18 protein-coding genes are annotated in these 24,166 nt (G+C 40.4%); 12 read left to right on the top strand and 6 right to left on the bottom strand.

From position 1 onward, the window contains the following. Positions 1 to 27 precede the first annotated feature (27 nt). Positions 28 to 3,669: a M1 family aminopeptidase gene (locus LXL81_RS10775; protein WP_234646786.1), complete on the top strand. Its 3,642-nt coding sequence runs from the start codon at positions 28 to 30 to the stop codon at positions 3,667 to 3,669. Positions 3,670 to 3,774: 105 nt separating this feature from the next. Here the strand turns inward: LXL81_RS10775 and LXL81_RS10770 are convergent, their stop codons facing one another. From LXL81_RS10770 to LXL81_RS10760, 3 genes are all read right to left on the bottom strand, one after another. After that, positions 3,775 to 4,248 (bottom strand): VOC family protein, encoded by a 474-nt coding sequence (locus LXL81_RS10770; protein ID WP_234646785.1) that lies wholly within the window; start codon positions 4,246 to 4,248, stop codon positions 3,775 to 3,777. Between the two features lie 245 nt (positions 4,249 to 4,493). Beyond that, positions 4,494 to 5,162 carry a hypothetical protein gene (locus LXL81_RS10765; protein WP_234646784.1) on the bottom strand — a complete coding sequence of 223 codons (669 nt, stop codon included), beginning with the start codon at positions 5,160 to 5,162 and terminating at the stop codon, positions 4,494 to 4,496. Between the two features lie 193 nt (positions 5,163 to 5,355). After that, on the bottom strand, positions 5,356 to 6,063 hold the full coding sequence (locus tag LXL81_RS10760; protein ID WP_234646783.1) for a DUF2490 domain-containing protein: 708 nt from the start codon (positions 6,061 to 6,063) through the stop codon (positions 5,356 to 5,358). A 397-nt stretch (positions 6,064 to 6,460) separates the two neighbouring features. Between LXL81_RS10760 and LXL81_RS10755 the strand changes: the two genes are divergently transcribed. Then, positions 6,461 to 7,114 carry a hypothetical protein gene (locus tag LXL81_RS10755; RefSeq protein WP_234646782.1) on the top strand — a complete coding sequence of 218 codons (654 nt, stop codon included), beginning with the start codon at positions 6,461 to 6,463 and terminating at the stop codon, positions 7,112 to 7,114. Between the two features lie 103 nt (positions 7,115 to 7,217). On the opposite strand, the gene LXL81_RS10750 is transcribed toward LXL81_RS10755, so the two are convergent. Further along, entirely contained in the window at positions 7,218 to 9,056 is a 1,839-nt protein-coding gene (locus LXL81_RS10750) for a right-handed parallel beta-helix repeat-containing protein (RefSeq protein WP_234646781.1), read from the bottom strand. A gap of 275 nt (positions 9,057 to 9,331) precedes the next feature. Between LXL81_RS10750 and LXL81_RS10745 the strand changes: the two genes are divergently transcribed. From LXL81_RS10745 to LXL81_RS10735, 3 genes are all read left to right on the top strand, one after another. Further along, complete coding sequence (locus LXL81_RS10745; protein WP_234646780.1) at positions 9,332 to 10,540, top strand: sorbosone dehydrogenase family protein; 1,209 nt, start codon at positions 9,332 to 9,334, stop codon at positions 10,538 to 10,540. 28 nt (positions 10,541 to 10,568) lie between these two features. Next, positions 10,569 to 11,537, top strand: coding sequence for a gluconolaconase (locus LXL81_RS10740; protein ID WP_234646779.1), 969 nt, complete (start codon positions 10,569 to 10,571; stop codon positions 11,535 to 11,537). 96 nt (positions 11,538 to 11,633) lie between these two features. Further along, the gene (locus tag LXL81_RS10735; protein WP_234646778.1) at positions 11,634 to 12,476 is read left to right on the top strand and encodes a sulfurtransferase; all 843 of its coding nucleotides are present in this window, start codon (positions 11,634 to 11,636) and stop codon (positions 12,474 to 12,476) included. Positions 12,477 to 12,523: 47 nt separating this feature from the next. Here the strand turns inward: LXL81_RS10735 and LXL81_RS10730 are convergent, their stop codons facing one another. Further along, positions 12,524 to 13,009, bottom strand: a complete 486-nt coding sequence (locus tag LXL81_RS10730) for a group II truncated hemoglobin (RefSeq protein WP_234646777.1) — start codon at positions 13,007 to 13,009, stop codon at positions 12,524 to 12,526. Positions 13,010 to 13,429: 420 nt separating this feature from the next. Between LXL81_RS10730 and LXL81_RS10725 the strand changes: the two genes are divergently transcribed. The 7 genes from LXL81_RS10725 (at position 13,430) to LXL81_RS10695 (ending at position 23,191) form a co-directional block, all read left to right on the top strand. Continuing rightward, the gene (locus LXL81_RS10725) at positions 13,430 to 15,019 is read left to right on the top strand and encodes an amidohydrolase (RefSeq protein WP_409013881.1); all 1,590 of its coding nucleotides are present in this window, start codon (positions 13,430 to 13,432) and stop codon (positions 15,017 to 15,019) included. Positions 15,020 to 15,052: 33 nt separating this feature from the next. Next, positions 15,053 to 16,690 (top strand): amidohydrolase, encoded by a 1,638-nt coding sequence (locus tag LXL81_RS10720; RefSeq protein WP_409013876.1) that lies wholly within the window; start codon positions 15,053 to 15,055, stop codon positions 16,688 to 16,690. A gap of 121 nt (positions 16,691 to 16,811) precedes the next feature. Beyond that, positions 16,812 to 17,441 (top strand): ABC transporter ATP-binding protein, encoded by a 630-nt coding sequence (locus LXL81_RS10715; protein ID WP_234646776.1) that lies wholly within the window; start codon positions 16,812 to 16,814, stop codon positions 17,439 to 17,441. 3 nt (positions 17,442 to 17,444) lie between these two features. Further along, positions 17,445 to 18,626, top strand: coding sequence for an FtsX-like permease family protein (locus LXL81_RS10710; RefSeq protein WP_234646775.1), 1,182 nt, complete (start codon positions 17,445 to 17,447; stop codon positions 18,624 to 18,626). A 3-nt stretch (positions 18,627 to 18,629) separates the two neighbouring features. Further along, a complete protein-coding gene (locus LXL81_RS10705) occupies positions 18,630 to 19,076 on the top strand; it encodes a hypothetical protein (RefSeq protein ID WP_234646774.1) in 447 nt (148 codons plus the stop codon). Positions 19,077 to 19,116: 40 nt separating this feature from the next. Continuing rightward, positions 19,117 to 21,654, top strand: a complete 2,538-nt coding sequence (locus tag LXL81_RS10700) for a zinc-dependent metalloprotease (RefSeq protein WP_234646773.1) — start codon at positions 19,117 to 19,119, stop codon at positions 21,652 to 21,654. A 181-nt stretch (positions 21,655 to 21,835) separates the two neighbouring features. Further along, positions 21,836 to 23,191, top strand: a complete 1,356-nt coding sequence (locus LXL81_RS10695; protein ID WP_234646772.1) for a thioredoxin family protein — start codon at positions 21,836 to 21,838, stop codon at positions 23,189 to 23,191. 87 nt (positions 23,192 to 23,278) lie between these two features. Here LXL81_RS10695 and LXL81_RS10690 read toward each other — a convergent pair whose 3' ends face one another. Then, entirely contained in the window at positions 23,279 to 24,157 is an 879-nt protein-coding gene (locus tag LXL81_RS10690) for an Rpn family recombination-promoting nuclease/putative transposase (RefSeq protein WP_234646771.1), read from the bottom strand. Between the last annotated feature and the right edge of the window lie 9 nt (positions 24,158 to 24,166).

Here is a 24,166-nt window from a genome sequence, read left to right as displayed (position 1 = left end):
TTCCCTGACTCATAAAAAGACTCCGGCATGTTCCGTCAAATATTTTTGTTCGAAATAAAATATCGCTACAATCGTCCTGCCACCTGGATTTACTTCTTCATCTATTTTCTCGTCGGTTTTCTTTCTGTGGCCGGTGGCTGGTCGGCGGCTTCGGAAAAGGTGATGTACAACGCTCCCTGGACGATTGCGGAAGGAAATATATTTTTTAGTTTCACAATGATGATGGTCTGTTCAGCAGTGATGGGCGTACCGCTTTACCGGGACATCGAATATCAGACACGCAATTACTTTTATGCGATTCCAATAACAAAAGGTGGTTATTTCTGGGGAAGATTTTTCGGCTCTTTTGTATTCGTTTTATTAATCGGTACCGGTTTTAGTTTTGGAACTTTGACAGGAACTTTCGCCGGCCCCATGTTTGGCTGGATAGCTGCGGAAAGGGTTGGGAGTTATGGACTATGGAATTATTTCTATCCTTACTTCGCCTTTGCCATAGGAAATTTACTATTGTCCTCAACCATATTTTTTGCGCTTGTCTCTTTTACAAGAAATGTAAAAGTGATTTATTCTGCCAGTATCCTTCTGCTGATCGCTTATCTGTTGGGTAATTTTTTGGTCAGAGATATTGAAAATCGTGAGCTTGTTAAACTTCTTGATCCGTTTGCAATAAATACTTTCAATCTTGAAACCCGCTTTTCGACACCATATGAAAAGAATAATTTGCCCGTTCCGATAACGAATATTTATCTGCTGAACAGGCTGATATGGTTGGGGTTGGCCATAGCTTTAATATTATTTACTTATTACCAATTCAGCTTTCAAAAGTTTTTACAGCCTGAGATTTCAAAGGAAAAAAAATCAGGAAAGGATAAGGATGAAAAAGCACCGGGACTTTTAAAACACGTCACGCAGCAATTTGGCGGCAGTTACAAAAAAACGATTTTGTGGAATCTTACCAAAATTGAATTTTTAAATATTGTCAGAGATAATTATTTCAGAGCGATTTTGCTGGGCGGACTGATTTTTCTGATCCTGGATATCTGGATAGGCAATACACTTTACAGCGTAGGGGACAGGCCGCTTACGATTTTTATAATGGATTTTAAAGGTTTCGATTACAACGTTTTCATTTTCATAATTCTTCTTTTTTATACCGGAGAGGCTGTTCACAGAGAAAAAGCAACGCGTTACAACATTCTGAATGATGCACTTCCGGTTTCCAACACCATTTTATATTTATCAAAACTTTTCGGCCTTGTTGGGATTGCTGTTATTATGGCCACAATCCCACTTTTCATAGGGATCATTATCCAGACGCTCAAAGGTTTTACGGATTATAATCTGCCGGTTTATCTTATTGATCTGTACTTACTTACTTTACCTGGTTTTATCCAGATGATACTGCTGTCATTTGCCGTGCACGTTATTGTCAATAATAAATTTGCCGGACACGGTGTGGCGATGCTCATTTGGGCGGCCATGTTTCTGCTTCGTAATTTTGCGGAATACGATTATAATCTGCTCTTCTATTTTTTCACGCCCGAGTATAAATGGTCGGATATGAACGGTCTTGGGCACTTTGGCAAACCACTTTTCTGGTTTAATTTTTACTGGCTTTTGTTTGGCTCATTGCTGGTAACGATCGCTTATCTGTTTTTCCAACGCGGTGTTGTGGGTGGTTTTAACGAAAGAATCCGGGTAGCAAAAGAGCGGTATTCAGGTGTTCCAAAATTTCTGGTTCCTGTGTTTTTTATCGGTTGGTTCATGAGCGGGGCCTATATTTACTACAACGTCAGTTATCTCAATGACTATTACAGCGCTTCTGAACTGAGGACAAATCAGGCTCTGTATGAGAAAAAAATGAAGAAGTACGAAGGCTTGCCGCATCCAAAGGTTACGAGTCTTATCCTGAAAGCTGATATTTTTCCGGAGGAGAGAAGGTTAAATATGTATGCCAAAATGATGGTTAAGAATAGGACTAACAAGCCGATCCGAACAATACATATGCTGGATGGTGACAATCTGGAATATAAACTTCTCTATAATGGCAAAAACCTTAAATACACAGAACCGCTTCATCAGCCTTATTCCAAATTTACATTTTTCAAGAAGGGTGAAAAAGTAGCGGGTTACCGGATTTACAATTTAGAGAAAACCATGCAGCCCGGTGATTCTGCGGTTATGGAAATTTATTCAGTGAAGCGGAATAAAGGTTTTTTAAATAATGGTTTTAGCAGAGAAGTCGTTAATAATGGAACATTTTACAGCGGCGGTTTTCCGCAAATGGGTTATCAGGAAAGCCTTGAACTGGAAAGCGATGAGTATCGGAAAAAACTGGGATTGAAAGAAAAAAAGGACGATTTGCCAGCTCAAAATGATCCGGTTGGCAGAAGCACAATGTTATTCAACGACAACGCGGATCTTATACATTTTGAAGCCACGCTAAGCACGAGCACAGACCAGATTGCTATTGCGCCAGGTTATCTACAAAAGAGTTGGGAGGAAAAGGGACGGAAATATTTCTATTACATCCAGGACAGCCCTATACAATTATTTGAAAGCGTAATTTCGGCCCGGTACGAAGTTTTACGAGAACCGCTGAAACTGGATAACGGCAAAACGGTGAACATTGAAATATTTTATGATAAACATCATCCCTACAACCTGAACCGGTTCAAAGCTGCATACGTCGATGGTCTGAAATATTTTTCGGATGTCTACGGGCCCTTTCAATTTCGCCAGATGCGCCTTATGGAATTTCCCAGATATGCAGGATTTGCACAAAGTTTTGCAAATACGGTTCCCTATTCAGAAGCTTTTGGCTGGGTTGCGGATTTTAAGAGTCCTGACGATTTTGACTATACTTATTTTGTAACGGCACACGAATTGGCACATCAGTGGTGGGGCCATCAAATTACTCCCAATAAAACAAGAGGTTCCAATCTGATTTCCGAAGCCCTCGCGGAATATACCGCACTGATCCTCACCGAAAAGAAATATGGAAAGGACAATATGAAACGTTTTTTGAAAGATGAGCTTGACAGATATTTGCGGGGCCGGGCCAATGAAGCCAAAAAGGAAAATACTTTTATAAACTGTAACCGTCCATATGAATGGTATTATAAAGGAAGTCTGGTCATGTACGGTTTGCGTGATCTTATTGGAGATACGGCTGTGAACCATGCGCTTCGGGAATTCAGGGATGAATTTGCATTACGGGAAAATCCACCTTTTCCGGGGAGTTATGATTTGTTTTCTTACCTTAACAAACATACGCCTGATTCAGTAAAGTACTATCTGAACGATACGTGGAAGAAAATAACTTTGTATGAAAACAAATCAGAAAAAGTCACGGCAACGCCTGCGGGAAAGAATTTTTACGATGTGAAATTCTCTTTCAATACGAAAAAATTGTATGCAGACAGCGCCGGGAAGGAAACTGTTGCACCGATGAATGATTATGTTGATATCGGAATTTTTGCAGCAGAATCAAAAAACAAATCAGGTCAGAAACAGATAAACCCTCTGTTCATTAAAAAGTATAAACTTAAACCGGGCAACCAAACTGTTACGATCCGTGTAAAGGGAAAACCCGTTAAAGCAGGTATTGATCCATATAACAAACTGATTGATCGGATCCCGGATGATAATTTGATTGAAATTGATTAAAGAAATGCGGGCGAAAGATTATGATGATTTTTTATCAAGCCCATTGACGGCTAGAAATATTCCCGCTCATCGCAAATTCTAAATCTGCGATGAGCAGGATCCACATCAGGCCTTGTCGTAGGCTTCCTGCAAAAGTGCAATATCCAGTTTAGTCATTTTCAGCATCGCCTGCATAACACTTTGTGCCTTGGCCGGATTTTTATCACCCAATAATTCACCTAAAATTGAAGGTACTATTTGCCAGGAAACGCCAAATTTATCTTTTAGCCAGCCACATTGGCTTTTTGATCCTCCTTCTGAGAGTCTTTCCCATTTATCATCAACTTCTTCCTGTGTTTTGCAATCTACAAAAAATGATACCGCTTCGGTGAAATTGAAAACGGGCCCACCGTTAAGTGCGTAGAAAGTTTGTCCTTCGAGCTCAAATGTCGCGGTCATTATCTGACCGGCAGGTCCGGGGCTTCCTTCCGGATACCGGCTCACACTCAGTATTTTTGAATCTTTGAAGATGGATATGTATAAATTCATGGCTTCTTCCAACTGGTTGTCGTACCAAAGAAACGGTGTAATTTTTTGCATACTGTTAAATGTTTTTGTTTGGTTAAACGAAGATTTGGATTGGTTATTTATCAGGATTTATTATTACAAAAATACGTGAATCAGAAGTCGGTTGCAGGGTATGGAAACGACTTTATCAGGGGGGATTTGCGACTATTAATTTTTACAAAACGTAATTTTTTGTAAAAAAAGACGCATAAAAAGGAGAAAAACCTGCCCGACTCACATCGAACAGGTTTTCAGTATGGAGCAAAAAAAACGATCTTTTAAAACATTACAAAACTATCATTTTCCCATTGTGTTGTATGCAGCTTGTACGGATAAAGCGGACGGAAAGAGTAGTAGTAAGTAACTGCGCCAAGGGTAGCATCTTTTTCCTGTGAAACCAAAGTAATGTTTTCTGGAATTTTTGAAGCTTGGGCTGCGGCCATATCTTTGTAAAGAACAAGCGTGCCTTTTTCAAGGTAAGCAGTTTGATCAAGGGGGATTTTGAGGATTTTTGTTCCGTCATAACAGTGTGTAACCATGGTTCCGGCTGTGTCATCCCAGCTATAATCCAATCCCACCGGAAGACTTATTCTCGTAAAAATGGAGAATGTTCGGGCATAAGACGGGAAATTATTTTTTTGCTTTTCAGTGTCACTTGTCGACTCGTTACCAGAATAAAAACCCACATATCCACTTGAATATGTAAAAGAACATTGCGTTTTGTAAGCAGTGTACTCTGGTGAGGCTGGCAGTTCTGATCTGGTTCCTGTACCAATCTGTTTCTCGATTTTGGTAAGTCCCCATGTTTTATTTTCGATCAAAGGCATGACCTCGTCTTTTTTGATAACAATATCCTGCTCTTCTTCCTTCGCCAGTTCCTTCTCGGTACAGGCAAAATTTACTACCAGTAACATAATTACCCAATAGTAACGCGTTAAAATTTTCATATTGTAGAAATTTTTCATGAATAATAAATAAGTATTTTTTGCTAATTGGCTACGGATATGAAGAGGGATTTCATGTGTTTGTAAATTTAGAAAAATTGTAACAAATAATATTAATAGTTGTACAATTATTTTGATAGACTTGTAGAATATATGCTAAGGGATAAGAGCTTAGGACTTTGCAGAAAATTATATATCAAAATGAAGTTTTGATCACTACCTGCAAAATATTATTTCGCAGATTTTCTTCCTTCATGATCTGGTAGCGAAACATGTATCCGACTTCCAGATCGAGATTTTCACTAAAACGATAACCTGGCCCGGCATAGGATCTGTTTTGGTCAAAGAAATGATCATTGACCTGATTTTTTCCCTGAACATTCAGGAATAGCTCGTTTTGAACTGACAAATAGAATCCTTTTGTAAAGAGCGGATTGGCTAACAACGGGATTTGGGCTTGCAAATAATATCTGAAACGCTGGGCAAAAGCTTTGTTATTCTGCTGATCAAGGAACCTTTGTTCATATCTGAACCGGTTTGTAATTTCTGTTCGCCGGATCTCGTTTTCTATTTGAAACTGTTCGAATATCCGGTTTTCCAGTTCGTAATTTTTATTATCATTCTCTTTATCCCAGGTACCAAAATAGGTATAGCCCATCGTAATCGTTTTATTATCAGAAATTTTATAACCGATTCCGGGACGAATTAATAAGGTATTGACATACTCCATTTTATCTGCCGAACGCACCTGGACATCAGCACTAAACTGCCACCTTTCAGAAATTTTTTGCTGGTGCGACCAGAAAAGCCAACTATTGTGCTCTATGGTTTGTGCCGAAGCGGGCAGAAAACCATGTAAGATCAGGCACGCAGGTAGGAAGCAACATAGCTTTCGAAGTTTCATAATATAGCAGTTCAACATTGTGTACACATCATCTATATCTATGCCAGACTTCTGAAAATCAGGCTTCCACGTTAAGAAGTAATCTTTATAGAGCCCATAATTATTTGACAGCAAACAATCTTCATTGAAGAACAAAAAGCTCGCGGAACTGTAAAGGAATTATTAGCTATTACGGAATGAATTGTTATCCAACATGAGCAGCGTCTGTTTTTTAATTTTTGCGGTGCAGAGAATAACTGTGAATTGGGGAGGTATGTTTACCCGGAAGCCAGCAAATTAAATTCCGGAATTCAACAACTTTCCGCATTGTGGAATTTTAAGGAAGTTTAACCGGATTGGTATGATTATTTATTAAGCCAGGTCAATTACAACTTATCAACAAAAAACAATAGAAATTATGAAACGTATTAAATTGAATATCATAGCATTCATGCTTTTAGGATCGTCAGCTGCATTTGCACAGACAACTCCATCAACAACGCCAGGTAGCACGACTCCAAACAGTACGACTCCAAGTTCAACGCGTCCAAGTGGATCTTCTAAAAGCAAATCTAATGGAACGATGACGCAGCCATCGACATCTCCGGGAAGTACAACAACACCAGGCAGCACAACATCGCCGTCATCGACAACACCTGGTAGCAGCTCATATCCGTCATCAACAACGCCTGGTAGCTCTACAACAACACCTGGCAGCACAACATCGCCATCGTCGACAACACCTGGCAGCAGCTCATATCCGTCGTCCACTACGCCTGGTAGCACAACATCACCGTCGTCGACAACACCTGGTAGCAGCTCTTATCCGTCATCAACAACGCCTGGTAGCTCTACAACAACACCCGGCAGCACAACATCGCCGTCATCAACAACTCCTGGAAGCAGCTCATACCCGTCGTCAACAACGCCTGGTAGCTCGACAACTCCGGGAAGCAGCACGACAACACCAGGAAGTACAACAACACCCGGCAGCACAACATCGCCGTCATCAACAACGCCTGGTAGCAGTACATCACGTCCATCAAGTGGATCGTCTACTACAAGACCATAATAATTTAAATTCAACCTGGTAAGTTTATTACCAAACTGAAATAATAAGAAACCTGGTTACATATCCTTTATGGATTTCGTAGCCAGGTTTTCTTTTTTGGTAATTATTCAATGACCAGATTTTTATTTCCGGTCATTCTTATACCCGATTTGGGCATATTTTCGGTCTTTATATTTCTGCCCAAAACCTCACCCGACATCTTCGTATTGCTTATTTCAACTTGTGAACAACCGTTGAAATAAAACATTTTTTTATTCTCGGATTGCGGTGCCAAAGTGTTGCTTCTGATGATTGTATTGCCATTAAAAAACAACCCCTGCGTACTTTTCGCATAGAGTACCGGAAAGTCAAAGGTGGTAAAAACATTCTTCTCAATATGAATATTAAAATGAACCGGTTTTTTAAAATCAGCAATTTTATTTGAGGGGTTTATTCCAATAACTGCATTACCCGGCCCACCCTGGTAGGCGCAATCGATAAATTGATTGTTCCTGATAGTAACATCCCGAACAGGCCCCGACTCATACCATCCTTCTGCGTCAGCTTCGATCAGAATTGCGCTCATGCCTGTCCGATAAAAAATGTTGTTCTCTATCAGGGCTTTTCGAGGTGTGGTCAGCAATATTCCTCTGGTATTGGTCCTGGTGAAATAATTATTTTTAATCAAAACCTGTGGAGTCCAGGTCATATTTTCCACACAATCACGGGCTTCAAGTTCGGCTGGTACCACACTTTGAAAGGTTAAGATTATTTCCCGGTCGCTGATCTTTTCAATTGTTTTAACAATACCTTTTTCAAAACGGAGCATAGAAGCGGAGTGAACAAAAGCCACAGTATCGCCAGCGAAAAATGCATTGAATCCATAACTTTGGCCATGCATAAAACGTAGTTTCAACCGGTCGTTCCCAAGTTTTTCAACGATTCGCAGATTCGTTCCATGTATATTTATAGGGTCATCATGTGCTCCTGAAAATTTGCAATCCTCTATTCTGATTTGACCGCGGCATCCCGAAAAATGCATAAAATCGGCTGAGGACGCAATAAGCCTTTTTGTCTCTTCCCTTGGAGCGCAGGTCACACGCTGCATGGTAATGTTTTCAGAATACTGGCTCACAATTCCCAGTCCGTGCATATAATGCATCCCCAGATCTTCAAGTTTAATATTTTTGCTTTGAAGAATCAGCATACCAACCTGATCACGGATGATATCGCGAACTGTTAAAATATTTCCCTCTTTGGGTTTAAAATCATGGGGTGTGTCAAAATGTACCAGATTGGGCCGTAACTCCGAAGCCCTGCTGGTATTGAAAATCTTCCAGTCACTGTAACGCAAGGTTTTCAATGTGGTATCAAATTCAACACTATGAAAATGACTCGTTTTCCAGCCTTCACCATGCCAGATTAATTGTCTGTTAGTGATGGAATACGCTGCATCCGGATGGATTTCCATATTCACACCCTGAGCATCCACTTTTACATAACGCATTTCCGACATGGTTGGCCGTTCAAAATCCACATGGATATTTTGAAGTTTCATACCTTCACACTGATCCAAAACAATGGTAGTCATTTTTCCATGGAAAATGAACAGCGAACCATTCCCGTCAATGGTCAGGTTCCTGGCCTTTTTGAAAAGCATTCCAATTGTTTTTATTTTGGTTGGATCTTCTTCTTCTGCGGAAGTATTCGATACAAAATATTTTGCCTTTATCGCACCATCCGGCCAAAAATCATAGCGGCCTTTCGGGAAAGTTATATGTGTGTCATGTCGGGCAATGGCGTCATCAATAATCTTCTGAACCCGGGGTGTGATATTCTCATATGTATCCGCTTGTACCCCAAAATCGGAAACAGAAATAACTTGGCTATAAGTAAGTTGAGAAACGGAGGAAAATGAAATTAGTAACGTAATTGATCGTAGAAATTTAAATAGATAACGCATAGGGAAACAAAATAGAATCTTACATTCAGTTTGAAATAGAGTAAGCTGTTTAGTGCTATTTTTTACCGCCGGATTGAAAGTAATTTATTTAATAATAGTGGTTCATTTCAATTGTTAAGGGCAATAATCTCTTCACTTTTCTGTAAATCAGCCGGGTTTTTCATACCCCGCATCTGGCATAATTTTATCCTGTGAATGCATCTTTCAGAATTGTATATCTGAAACGGAATTTCAATTAATCCCATCGAAAATTTACACTTCATCCAATCAATTTCATGAAAAATCATTTTATCAGTAAAATGTTAATTTTTGCTTTATTAAGTGCAATTTCTCTTAATAAGGTAAAAGCACAGAAAGGTCTGCCTTCCAAACAGCCCTTCACAGCGACCATCAATACAAGTTATCCGCAACATCTGAATTTCAAGGAAAGTATGGTCAGTAATCTTAAAGTACCGCCAGGATTTAAAACGTCCGTAGTCGCCTCCGGTTTGGGGAAACCCAGAATTATGGTTTTGTCAGACAACGGATCTTTATATGTTACCAGACGTGATGTCGGTGATATATTGATGCTGACCGATAAAGATGGTGACGGTAATTTTGAAGATTTGAAAACCGTATGGGCGCAATTCCCCGACGTTCATGGCATTACGATTCATGACGGGTATATGTATCTCGCTTCGAGCAAAATTCTTAAAAGAGGTAAAATTGGCACAAATGGAATGTTGACCGATACATCGACTTTAATTAAAGACTTACCAGAAGGTGGCCAGCATGACAACCGGATGATTTCTTTCGGTGCTGACGGATTGCTATATATGACCGTAGGAAGTACCTGCAACGATTGCGGGGAAACGAACAAGGAGAATGCCACGATGCTGGTGATGAATGCGGATGGGACTAACAGAAGGATTTTTTCAAGAGGTCTCAGAAATACGATTGGTTTTGACTGGCATCCACAAACGAAGGAAATCTGGGGTATTGATAACGGTACAGATTGGCGCGGCGATGGAATTCCTCCCGAAGAACTAAACAAAATTGAAGACGGTGCTGATTATGGATGGCCATGGGTTTTCGGAATGCAGGAGGTGGATCCGACACGTGAAGATCCAACGGGAACTACAAAAGAAGCTTATGCCAAAAATACAAAACCGGCAATTATGACATTTGCGGCGCATAGTGCACCGATTGATTTCAGGTTTATTGGTAAAACGGCCGGTTTTTCTGCTGAATTTCAAAATGATGCTTTGGTGGCATGGCACGGCTCCTGGAACCGGAAAAATCCGGAAGGTTACAAAATACAGAGAATACACTTCGTGAACGGAAAACCGGCGTCAGTTCATGATTTCTTTTCCGGATTTTTAAGCGCAGATGGCAAAACACGCTTCGGTCGTCCGGCGGGGATTATTATTGATAAAAAAGGGAAAATCTACGTTTCTGATGATGAAAATGGAATCATTTACTGCATCATGCCGGCAAAATCATAAGTTGGAAAACATTAAAAATGATAAGATTATGAGAAATATAAAGTGTTTGCTTTTGATATTGATAGCGTTGACTTCTTATAGTAAAAGTCAGGCACAATCACCGAAAATCAAATTTGGAATGCCAGGAATTTATCCGGAAGGAGTGACTTTTAACAGTAAGAACAAATTATTTTATGTTGGTTCAGTCACCACCGGCACGATTGGGACCGTGGATATGAACGGAATTTATAAACCCATTTATCAGGATTCTTTGTTAAAATCAACCTATGGACTGAAAATGGACCCGAACCAGAATCTTTTATGGGCTTGTGTTTCGGATGCTAATTATAGTAAATATTCGGAGCCATCCACGCGTAAAAAAATAGGCAGGCTTATTGCCATTGATTTAAAGTCAGGGAAAAAAGTGAAGGATATTGATCTGGCATCGCAGTATGAAGGAAAACATTTTATTAATGACATTGCTTTCGATTTGCAGGGAAATATCTATGCGACAGACAGTTTTTCTCCGGTGGTTTATAAAATTGATAAAGATGGAAAACCTTCTGTTTTTACAAAAAGCGAAAATTTTGAATCCATAGATATTGGTCTGAATGGTATTGCATTTAATAAGGATGGTTATCTGATTGTGAATAATAACAGTCAGGGCGCGTTATATAAAATTGATTTGAAAAGTCCGGATAACGTAACACGGATAAAAATTAAAAATCTGTTTCCAGGCGCAGATGGAATGTTATTCGATAATACTGGGAACCTTGTTTTGGTTCAAAACAAAGGCGTTGACAAAGTACATCAGCTTTCCAGTACCGATGGATGGCAAACGGCTGAATTAAAGGCATCTACTTCTGCGGAGGATCGTTACCAGCAGCCGAGTACAGCGACGATGTCAGGTGAACAGGTCTATGTTTTGAATTCAAAAATGAATGAACTTTCGGATCCGATTAAACGGCCTTCGAAAGATTTTACGATACAGTTGGTAGAATTTAAACCGGCAAAATAGTTGTCTTCATAAACTCGAAATAATATTTTTAATGACTAATTGCTAAAAGCTAATGGCCAAAAGCTATATTGAATTCTTAATCAGCAAATACAAATTATGAATATTATCAAAGCAGATGAAATCAAGCCGCTTTCAGCAACCGGAGATACAGTAATAATCGATGCCAGGGGCGGTGCAGATGCAGAAGATCGTTTTGAACGTGAACATTTGGAAAGGGCTCAATTTGTCAATCTTGAAACAGATTTGTCAGAAAAACCGGAAAATGCTGCCGTTGGCGGTCGCCATCCATTGCCGGAAGCGGTTAAGTTTGGTGAGTTGCTTGGCAGGCTTGGTATCACTCCTTCTACGAGGATCATTGTTTATGATGACAAAAAAGGAGCTATGGCAGCGGCCCGTTTCTGGTGGATGATGAAGGCCATCGGGCATGAAGAAGTTTATGTAGTAAGCGGAGGCCTTGATGCCATCAAAAAAGAAGGTTTGAATGTCACCGACGAAACAGAAACTTTACTTACGGAATTCCCGGTTTATCCGGTAGAAAACTGGATTTCTCCCGTTGCCAATATCGAAAAAGTGGCCGAGGCTGCTGCAAATGAAAATTATATAGTCATTGATGTACGTGAAAATTTCAGGTTTAGGGGAGAAAGTGAACCGATAGATCTTGTTGCAGGCCATATACCCGGTGCGATTAATATTCCTTATCTGGGAAATATGGACGCAGAGGGGAATTTTCTTTCACCAGATGAATTAAGAGAAAAATATAAAGATGCCCTGGGTGATTATAATCCTGAAAACATCATTGTGCATTGCGGCTCAGGAGTAACTGCCTGCCACACACTTTTGGCTTTGGAAGAAGCGGGCATTGAAGGCGCAGCCCTTTACGTAGGTTCATGGAGCGAGTGGTCCAGAAATGACAGACCTGTTGCAACCGGCGATTTATAAATCTTTGTTATAATTTTAGTCCCTGATGGTAAGTATGTTTACTGCCATCAGGGATTTAATTTTGGTACATAAGGCCCGCCCGTTTCTCCCCATCCCCAGACCGGCATCGGTTCAGAATCGTCCAGAGGATTTTCATTTTCTTTTGAATTAATTACAGCAATCCTGCTTCCCCATTCCAGATATCCTACGAGCGCTGACCGGAATTCGGGATCATCAGCAAGATTGACTTCGTCACAACTTTCGAGTAATAATTCAATCCAACGTTTCCTCTTGGGTTCGTCAAGCATTTTGCCCAAATGATGCGCAATCATCTTATAATGACTTCCATGATCTACCTCGGAATAAAGTTTTGGCCCACCAAAAACTTCCCCGATGAAATGAGCCACGTGTTTGCTATGATCTCCGGACATATTTTTAAACACAGGATATAACAAATCGTCCTGAAAAACTTTTTCATAAAATACCTGCGTAAGTTTTTCCAGTGCTTCATTACCACCCGCCCACTCATAAAGCGTAGGGATTTTCTTCTCCATAATTTTAATATTAAACCAGATAATTAGATAGAGATTTTTCTATCTGAAATCCTCTGTTGATTAACAATTTATAAAAATTGAATATCAGATAAAAGAAAATATAAGCGTAATCGATCTTTATCACTTAGTAAAATGAATATTGGTATTCATGAAATTCAAAATATAATTTGATAAAATTTAATTAATACATAATTATACTAATGTTAAATATTATTTATCCAAATAAAGTAAAATGAAATTCAATAATATTGAAATAATTGATAATGATGTAAGTAAATTGTAATCATAATTTCCAGTTAATACGAAATTCTGAACCTAACTAATTTTCAATCTTAAACTGTCCTGCAAATGAAGAGAAATTTATACAGTTTTTCCAGGTACAAAAAAATGCTGGCAAATAGTATTTGCCTGGCTGGCGTCATGGCTTTCTTGTCTGGCAGTTTAATGGCGCAAACCAAAATGACGCCTGCGAAAATTGACGCTTTGAAAACAGAACTTTCAAAGGAAATTGAAGCCAACAAAAAGTTTTCACAGGAAATGGTGGATATGGTTTTCAGTTTCGGCGAACTCGGATTTCAGGAGACGGAAACATCAGCTTACCTGACAGGTATCTTAAAGAAAAATGGATTTACCGTAGAAATGGGGATTGCCGGAATGCCAACGGCCTGGACGGCCAAATGGGGATCTGGGAAACCGGTTATTGCCATTGGAAGCGATATTGATTGTATACCAAAAGCCTCGCAAAAACCCGGTGTATCTTACCATGATCCGATTGTAGAAGGTGCTCCCGGACACGGAGAAGGCCATAATTCCGGTCAGCCGTTAAATATTACAACCGTTCTGGCTTTAAAAAAAGTTATGGAGCGGGAGAAAATTCAGGGTACCATTATGCTGTGGCCCGGCGTTGCAGAGGAGCAGTTAGGTTCCAAGGCATATTATATCAGAGATGGATTTTTCAAAGATGTTGATGCCTGCATTTTCACACACGTAGCGAGCAATCTGGGAACGTCGTATGGCGATCCGGGAATGGTTGGGATGATTTCTGTGAAGTTCAGTTTTGAAGGACAGGCAGCGCACGCTGGCGGAGCACCATGGCGGGGAAAAAGTGCTTTGGATGCAGTGGAGTTGATGAACGTGGGGTGGAATTATCACCGTGAACATATGGAGCCGTCGCAGCGCTCACATTATGTGATCACGGACGGCGGCGATCAGCCAAATGTGGTTCCTTCGAAAGCGGCAGTATGGTATTATTTCCGCGAGCGGACGTATCCGAAAATTATGGATATGTATAAAGATGGTATCCGAATCGCAGAAGGGGCAGCGAAAATGACGGATACAAAAATGACCTATGAAGTTTTGGGAAGTGCCTGGCCGGGACATTTTAATCAGCCGATTGCCGAAGCAATGTATGAAAATATTAAGGCAGTAGGTTTGCCAAAATGGAGCGAGGAAGATCAGATTCTTGCGAAAGCTGCTCAAAAAGAAGTAAATAGTCCGATTGCGGAAGGGTCGGGTTTGAGTACTACACTGAGCCCGCTCGGAAAACCGACAGCCGTTCCATCGGGTTTTTCAGGGGGATCTGATGACATAGCGGATATTTCATGGAACGTGCCAACAATTGTATTGGGTTATCCTTCCAATATTCCAGGATTACCGGGCCATCACTGGGCAGATGCAATTGCTATGGCGACCCCCATTGCCCACAAAGGTGTTACCGCGGGAGCAAAAGCGGAAGCAATGACTTTGCTGGATCTTTTTGTAAAACCGGATATTTTGAAAAATGCATGGACATATTTCAAAGACGTCCAAACTAAAGATACCAAATATATTCCGTTGGTTTCTGCAACGGACAAACCTGCGATTTATCTCAACAAAAGGATCATGGAAGAATTTCGTCCTCAGATGAAAAAATTCTATTACGATCCTTCGAAATATGCCACTTATATGGAACAGTTGGGAATTAAGTATCCGACTGTTCGTGATGTAAAAGCTCCGAACGTCGGGAAATAAATCAGACTATTCTACTCACTCTAAAACATTGTTATGAAAACAAATTTTGCTTCATTTCCTTGCAGAAATTTGCTGCGGTTTGGTATTGGTTGCTTATTATCAGCATTTTTAACTTCACCATCTGAGGCCCAAACGAAAATGACGCCGGCAAAGATTGATGCGTTAAAAACAGAGCTGACAAAAGAAATTGATAAGCAGCAGAAAATGACGCAGGAAATGGTGGATATGGTTTTCAGTTTTGGAGAACTTGGTTTTCAGGAAACCGAAACGTCAAAATACCTTACTGACATTCTGCAAAAAAACGGTTTCACGATTGAACACGGAATTTCAGGTATACCAACGGCTTGGACGGCAAAGTGGGGTTCCGGGAAACCGGTGATAGCTGTGGGGAGTGATATAGATTGTATTCCAAAAGCATCTCAGAAACCCGGCGTTTCATACCATGATCCGATCATAGAAGGTGCTCCCGGACATGGAGAAGGCCATAATTCCGGCGAACCTTTGAATATTACAGCCGTTTTGGCTTTGAAAAAAATAATGGAACGTGAGAAAATTCCCGGAACGATCATGCTTTGGCCGGGCGTGGCAGAGGAATTGGTAGGTACGAAAGCGTATTTTATTCGTGACGGTTATTTCAAAGATGTCGATGCCTGTATTTTTACACATGTTGGAAATAATATGACGGTTTCTTACGGTGATGCAGGAAACAATGGTTTGGTTTCGGTTTTGTTCAAATTTGATGGACAGGCAGCGCACGCAGGCGGTGCGCCATGGCGCGGAAAAAGTGCATTGGATGCGGTAGAATTGATGAATGTCGGCTGGAATTATCACCGCGAACATATGGAGACGACACAACGGTCGCATTATGTGATTAAAGATGGTGGCGACCAGCCCAATGTGGTCCCTTCAAAGGCGTCGGTCTGGTATTATTTCCGAGAAAGATCTTATCCGAGAATCATGCAGAATTACAAGGATGGGATCAGAATTGCCGAAGGTGCTGCGATGATGACGGATACCAAAATGACCTATGAAGTCTACGGAAGTGCCTGGCCGGGGCATTTTAACAAAGCCATTGCAGAAACGATGTACGAAAATATCAAGGCAGTAGGTTTGCCAAAATGGAGTGAAGAAGATCAGATCCTTGCAAAAGCTGCGCAAAAAGAACAGGGTAACAGCGAAGGGGGATCAGGTGAAACAAAAGGACTGGCAACGACTTTGAGTGCTCTGATCAAACCAATCCCGATCACAGATCCGGGAAGTGGCGGTTCGGATGATATTGCTGATATCTCCTGGAATTTGCCAACGGTTGTGTTGAGGTATCCGGCCAATATTCCTGGTCTGCCTGGGCATCACTGGTCTAACGCAATTGCAATGGCAACACCGATTGCGCACAAAGGCGTGACAGCCGGAGCAAAAGTGGAAGCTATGACCTTACTGGATATGTTTGTGAAACCTGAAGTGATTAAAAATGCAAAAGCCTATTTCACAGACGTACAAACAAAGGATGTAAAGTACGAAGCGATTATTTCAAAAACTGATAAGCCTGCTATCCGTCTGAATGAAAAGATCATGGAAGAATTTCGTCCGGAGATGAAAAAATACTATTACGATCCGTCGAAATATGCCACTTATCTGGAACAGCTGGGAATCAAATATCCGACAGTAAAATGACTTCGGCTTTAGGCAATCGGCTGTCAGTATCTAGCTGAAATCCGATTGCCGAATATTCCATTAAACTTTTTTCTTAACCACTACTGGCCGGTAGCTGACGGCCGATAGCCGACTGCTAAATATGCTTAAACTCAAATCCGTTTCCCACAGCTATAATGGAAAGGAAGTGCTGAATTTCAGTGACTGGAATATTGAGCGTGGAGAAAAATGGCTTTTGTTGGGTGAATCAGGAAGTGGAAAAACAACGCTGTTGCATATTTTGACAGGCATAATTTCACCTGCAAGAGGTAAGGTTATGATCAATGAAACAGATTTATATAAGCTATCAAGTCGTGAACTTGACCGCTTCCGGGGTAGAAATATAGGTCTGGTTTTTCAACAGCCACATTTGATTAAGAGTTTGACTGTGGAAGAGAATCTGAAACTTGCCCAAACTTTTGCCGGACTTCAAAATGATAAAGTACGGATAGAAGAGGTCGTTGCAGCATTGGGGATTGGGCAGAAAATGAAAAGTTATCCAGCCGAATTAAGCCAGGGACAATTGCAGCGTGCGTCCATTGCCAGGGCGGTTCTGAATCAACCGGCGCTATTGATTGCCGATGAACCTACATCAAGTCTTGATAATAAAAATGCAAAAGTGGTAATAGATCTGCTTTTGAAACTATCAGAATCGTCTAATTCTACATTAATTATTTCTACGCATGACGATCGTGTTAAAGAGGCTTTTTCAAAAGAATATGTACTCAAATAATAAATGAATCCATTTCAAATCAGTTGGAAAAGCCTGCTATATAATAAATGGACATTTGTTTTGAATGTGCTGCTGGTTGCTTTCGGAACAGGTATTTTGACTTTACTTTTAATTGGAACAACACAAATTGGAGATAAATTAAGGGGGAATGCAAAAGGAATTGATCTGGTGGTAGGAGCGAAGGGAAGTCCGTTGCAAGTTATCCTGAGCAGTATTTATTTTATTGATTTTCCAACCGGCAATATTGCTATGTCCGAGGCACAACAGCTGGCAAAAAATCCGATGGTAAAACGAGCCGTACCTCTGGCTTTGGGGGATAATTATTTTGGTTGCCGGATTGTAGGCACGGATAGCAGTTTTATCAATTTATATCATTTGAAGATTGCAAACGGGAAGTTTTGGGAAAAAGATTTCGAGGTAGTTATTGGCTCGGAAATGGCGAAAAATAGAAATTTAAAAGTCGGAGATACCTTTCATGGTTCACATGGATTGACTGCTGGTGAAGAGGGCGCCCACGAGGGGCGCCCCTACGTGATTACCGGGATTTTGGCACCGGCAGGAAATACAACCGACAATCTTATTCTTACCAATATTTCAACAATTTGGAATATTCATGGAATTGATTCAGAAGGTCAGAATGATAAAAGAGAAATTACTTCGCTTCTGATACAATACAAATCACGGATGGCGATGATTATCCTTCCGATGATTGTCAATAAAACAACTTCCATGCAGGCTGCTTCCCCTGCCAAAGAAAGTGCAAGGTTATTTTCGCTTATTGGTGTCGGTGTAGAAACTATGCAGTGGTTTGCCCTGAGTCTGATGTTTATTGCAGGTATCAGCGTTTTTGTAAGTTTATACAATTCTCTGAAAGAGCGGATGTATGATCTGGCAATTATGCGGGTAATGGGTGCATCTCAGTTTCGCATTTTTTTGATTATTATGATTGAAGGACTGATTTTAACTTCAATTGGATCTATTGCCGGAATAATTATCGGACATTTTACTTTGGAACTCATAGGTCATTTTCAGGAATCATCACAGGCAAGGTTAACCGGATTCTATTTTGTAACGGAAGAATTTTATCTCCTGACCGGAGGATTTCTTATCGGCATTTTGGCCTCTGCGCTTCCTGCATTTAAGGCTTACAGCACAGATATTTCTAAAACTTTATCAAAAGGTTGATGTATGATTTTGAGAAAAACTGTTTTTCTGATATTGTTTCTTGTTACCACTTTTACTTTAAACGCCCAGCCTCCGACACACGTCCCTTTGATGACAAACACCTGGAAACTTATTGCAGAGAGATCGTACAGGAAAAATAAAGAATTTAAGATGGTGCCAACCTTTCCGGCCAAACTGGAAGCACTTCAAAATAAGTTTGTTGAGCTTCCCGGTTATATGATTCCCATCAACGCAGATGTTGAGCACAAGGAATTTATGCTGGCCGTGGTGCCGATGGATCAATGCCCATATTGCGGACAAGGTGATATTCCTTCTATGGTTGAAGTGAAAATGTCAAAAGAAGTAGGTTACACTGATAAACCTGTAAAAATCCGTGGAAAACTTTTATTGAATAAAACAGGAGATCTGCGCTCTGAAATATTTCTGCTCAATGCGGAATTGGTAAAATAAAATGTCGAAATTTTGAATAAATAACTCCTATACTAATTTTATGAAATTAACCTACAATGCATTAGCCGTTCTGCTGGCTTCCGGGTCTTTAACCTTTGCACAGAATCCAGCTGGTAATACCACTCCGGCCAAACCAGCGGCATCATCTGCAACATTTACTTCGGTGACCCAGGGATTGAAAAAATACGACGGTTTTTTTAATTTTTACTATGATGAAAAAACCGGGAAAGTATTGCTTGAAGTCGATAAGCTCGACAAAGAATTTCTCTATTTTTCGTCACTGACAGACGGTGTAGGCAGCGGTGGGCCAGAGCGTGGCCAGGCTTCTTCTGCTATTGCCAAATTTGTAAAAGTTGGCCCAAAAATTCTTTTGGTTGAGCCAGTTTATAATTACAGGGCGATCACACAAAATCAGGATGAGAAAAAAGCGGTTGAAAATAACTTTGCCAAATCTGTGATCTGGGGTTTTGTTCCGGTGGCGGTGGAAGGAGACAAAATACTGATTGATATAACGCCATTTATCGTCCGCGACAGTCAGAATATTGCTTCACGTTTGGGTGTGAGAAGGGCCGCCGGACCAGTCGCGGTTTCTCAGCCGGCAGGTGGAGGAGGTGTTTATAAAATGGATGAAACCCGTTCGGTTTTATATATTGAAAACACAAAAAATTTCCCAAAAAATACTGAATTTGAGGCATTAATAACCTTTACAGGAGGAAATCCTAATACCAATTTTTTTGGTGGCGGAGGTGGTTTGGCACCAGATCCGGGCGCGATTACAGTGAATATGCACCAGTCTTTTGTAGAACTGCCGGATGACAAATATAAGTCCCGGAAATTTGATCCACGTTCAGCATTTGGTCAGTTTAGTTATATGGATTTTTCTGCACCCATGGATGAGCCGATCGTTAAAAGATTTATCAGACGTCACCGGCTCGAAAAGAAAAATCCAGGCTCAGCGCCCAGCGAAGCAATAAAACCGATTGTTTATTACATCGACCGGGGAGCACCTGCGCCTGTAAAGGCGGCTTTGATTGAGGGCGGCGCATTCTGGAACCAGGCGTTTGAAGCGGCGGGCTATAAAAATGCATTTCAGGTAAAAGAACTTCCGGAAGGAGCTGATCCGATGGATATTCGATATAATGTGGTTAACTGGGTTAATCGGAATGGAAGTCCGCGCGGATTTTCTTACGGCATGTCGTTTATTGATCCGCGAACCGGAGAAATTATTAAGGGTGTGGTCACACTAGGCTCCGATCGTCACCGCCAGGATTACCTGATTGCGGAAGGTTTGTTGCAGCCTTATGTAGATGGGAAACCTGTACCCACGGCGATGAAGGAATTGGCACTTGCCCGGATTCGTCAGCTTTCAGCCCACGAAATTGGTCACACATTAGGTTTCAATCACAACTTTGCCGCAAGTCCGAAAGATCGGGCTTCGGTGATGGATTACCCTTTTCCAAAGTTTTCTTTGAAAGCAGATGGAACTGTTGATATTTCAGATTCCTATGCAAAAGGAATCGGGAGCTGGGATAAACGGGCTGTGATGTGGGGATATACCGAGTTCCCAAAAGGAACAGACGAAGATGCAGCCTTGGAAAAAATTATGCAGGAAACGCTGAAACAAGGTTTTATCTACATTCCTGATATTGGGGGCAACGCACATCCAACTTCTCACCAGTGGGATGATGGTTCAAACCCTATTGATCAGATGACCAATATCATGACGGTGAGAAGAAAGGTATTGGATAATTTCTCTGAAAAGGCAATTCGAAATGGTGAACCTATGGCAACTTTGGAAGAGGTTCTGGTACCAATTTATCTTTTGCATCGCTACCAGATTGAAGCCGTGGCCAAATCCGTAGGTGGTTTGTACTTTACCCATGCTGTAAAAAATGATGGACAGGTGATTACCAGAATGGTAGAACCAAAAGAGCAGTGGAGAGCTCTGGAATCTTTGCTTAATACAATTTCTCCCGAAGCATTGGCATTACCGGAAGCGTTGATCAAAAAGATCCCGCCGCGTCCAACCGGATATCCGGCAAGTCAGGAAACTTTTACAGGTCATACCGGACCAACTTTTGATCCGATTGCGGCAGCAGAAATGGCAGCAGGTACTACGTTTTCTTATTTATTCAGTTCCGAACGCGCGGCACGTTTAATCGAATATAACGCAAGAGATGAAAACCAGCCAGGATTGATGCCAGTAATTGACAAAATTCTTGACAAAACCTGGAAAGCTCCTGTTATAACGGGTTATAAAGGTGAGCTGCAAATGCTGGTTAATAACCTTTCATTGAAATATCTGTTAACGTTAGCCGCCGATTCCAAAGCGCCGGAGAATGTTAGAGGTGAAACGCTTTTGAAGGTTGAAGAGCTGGGACAATGGATGAAAGATAAAGTTACTTCGGTCACACCAAAACAAAAGGCAAATTTACTTTTTGGTCTTTCACAAATTGAAGAGTTTCACAAAAATCCGGATAAGTTTGAACCGGCCACCGTACTGGATATGCCGCCTGGTGCTCCGATTATGGGTTTAATGGATTTTATGGGTTGCTCCCAAAGTTTTAACCGGGAGTAGTTAGGATTGTTAAAAATATAGAAAGGCTCTGATTATCTGATGCGTCGTAGAAGATTTCAGAGCCTTTTTTATATCTAATAAAATTCACTGAATAAATATTTACGATTTTATCATACAAAATTGTGTAATGGTTTAGATTCAATCGGTTACATTTGAGAATCTTGTATTAGCCACTTTTTATATGAAATCACTATTCACGCTCTTAGTATTATTAATTATTGGCCCAATCTCGTATGGGCAAATTGTATTTTTGAATAACCCTGATTGGGAACAAGCAGCAAAAAAAGCCAGATCGGAAAAGAAACTGATTTTCATTCATCTGGAGAGCAACAATTGTCAACAGTGTAATGAAGTAGCAACGCAGGGTTTTAATGAAACGATTTTAAAAGAGAAGTTCGAGAAACATTACGTTTCAATCCGAGTAAATACAGATACTGAAATGGGACATAGGCTTGCCGAAAAGTTTGAGATTAAAGGAGCCCCCGTTTCTTTATTTGTAGATGCTGACGGAAATATTCTCAACCGTTTTAATGGTTCAACAAGCGCTGGATTTATGTATGCGCAGCAGGCAGATATCGCCTTGGGAAGGAGGGGTGAAAAAAAGGTAAAGGATTTTGAAAAGGAATATAACTCTGGATCCAGATCTTCAAAATTTCTTAAAGAATATATTGCAAAACGTAAAGAAATGCAGCTTCCTACAGATGATCTGCTGGAAGAATACGTTGGTCAGTTGCCAGTAGATTCTTTGAAAAATTACAATGTTATAAAGTTTATATATATGCAGGGACCATCCCTTGATAGCCGGGGATACAAAATGATTCAGTACACGGAACGTAAATTAATAGACAGTTTGTACAAATCAATTCCGGTACAAGAGGCGGTAGCGATCAACAACGCCATCATCGAGACAACTTTTAGAAATGCTGTCAGGAATAAGAACATAAACCTGGCTCATGATTTGTCGCGGTTTATACAGAATACTTACAGGCCGGATTTTGCAAAGGGTTCCCTGGCAAGTCAAAGAAGTTTGTTACGTTATTTTTATGCTGTAAAAGATACTGTTCAATACATCCAGTTAGCAGAAAATTTCCTGGATTATACGCACATGCGATTAACGGTTGATTCGCTTAAACGTATGGATGAAAAGGAAATGAAAATACAACAATCAAGACAAATTCCCGGGAAATTGTCGCATACCATGAGGATATCGCCGCCTTCCCAATATTTTCATATCGAACTTAATGAACATGCCTGGCATTTTTTTGAAATGGCAAAAAAGAAAGGCGATTTAGAAAATGCTCTGAAATGGTCGCAGCAATCAATGTTATTCTTTGATGCACTTAACAAAGATCGCCAGGGGTCGATGAGCCTCGGTAATCCAGCCTATCTGGATACCTATGCCCAAATACTATATAAACTTGGACGAAAAGACGAAGCAATTGAGTGGCAAACAAAAGCTGTATCCGCTCAAAAAGTTACCGGTATGCCCTCGGGGTCATTTGAAGCGACGCTTAATAAAATGAAAGCAAGGGAATAATCTTTTTCAAAAAACAGATCCGAAAATCAGAGTTTTCCTGTTATCGGATCTGTTTTTTTGACCTTCTACTGCTGATATTTAATTTTATTATTTTAGTTCTTGCCGGATGTCTGATACAAATTGCTCAGTTACTCCGGCAAGCATAGCTATTTTGGATATTGAAAAATCAGTATTAAGCAGCAGGTTTTTCACAATATCCTCACGCGCTTTTTCGTCGGCTGTTTTTACAGCAGTTTTAATCGCATAGTCCATGACATTTTCATAGTCCCATTTCGCTTTTAAACTTGAATCGTATGACATACGCTCTTCTTTGTTTAAATTGTTTAATTCTGCTATTTTAAATACTTTCTCAAAAACACTTTTTCTCATAAATAATGGCATTTTGTCCATCTTTACGATATTTTTCAACAAAAACAACCATCTATCCAGGTCGGTAAATAACTCGTTTTCTGTCTTTGTAAATTTAGGTAATTCAATGAATTTATATTCCAGCTTGTCGTAAAATATTTTCCCGGTCACTTTGTCTATCAAACATAAATCATGAAGATATTGTTCGCTCGTACTTTCTTCCAAAGTAAATTCCAGCAGTGCTATGAAATAAACTTCTTTCAATTTATAACCCCATTTATTTCCTTTCGGTAATTGTTCACTTATTAGACGTGAGGTGTAAAAAATAGCTCGTTCCTTAAAAAAGTCTTGTCTTCCGCGCTGCATTTCTACTAGAAACTGCTCTCCATTATCACCTGTGCATAATAAATCAAAAATTGCTCGTTTCGAATCTTCGTTATTTCCGTAAAGCTCAGTTTGGTTGTAAGTTAAGTCCCGGATTACTTTCTGGCCAAGAAATAATTGATTGAGGAAATCTATAAGAATTTCTTTGTTAGGTTCACTTCCAAATAGGCGTTTAAAACCGAAATCTGTCAAAGGGTCAATAAACCGACCTGGGGTAGGATAATCTTGCTGCATAATTATAAT

Origin of the sequence: Dyadobacter sp. CY356 (genome assembly GCF_021440195.1) — a bacterium.
GTDB lineage: Bacteria > Bacteroidota > Bacteroidia > Cytophagales > Spirosomataceae > Dyadobacter.
The sequence above is the reverse complement of the archived record's forward strand: the minus strand, read 5'-3'. Positions and strand labels throughout refer to the sequence as shown.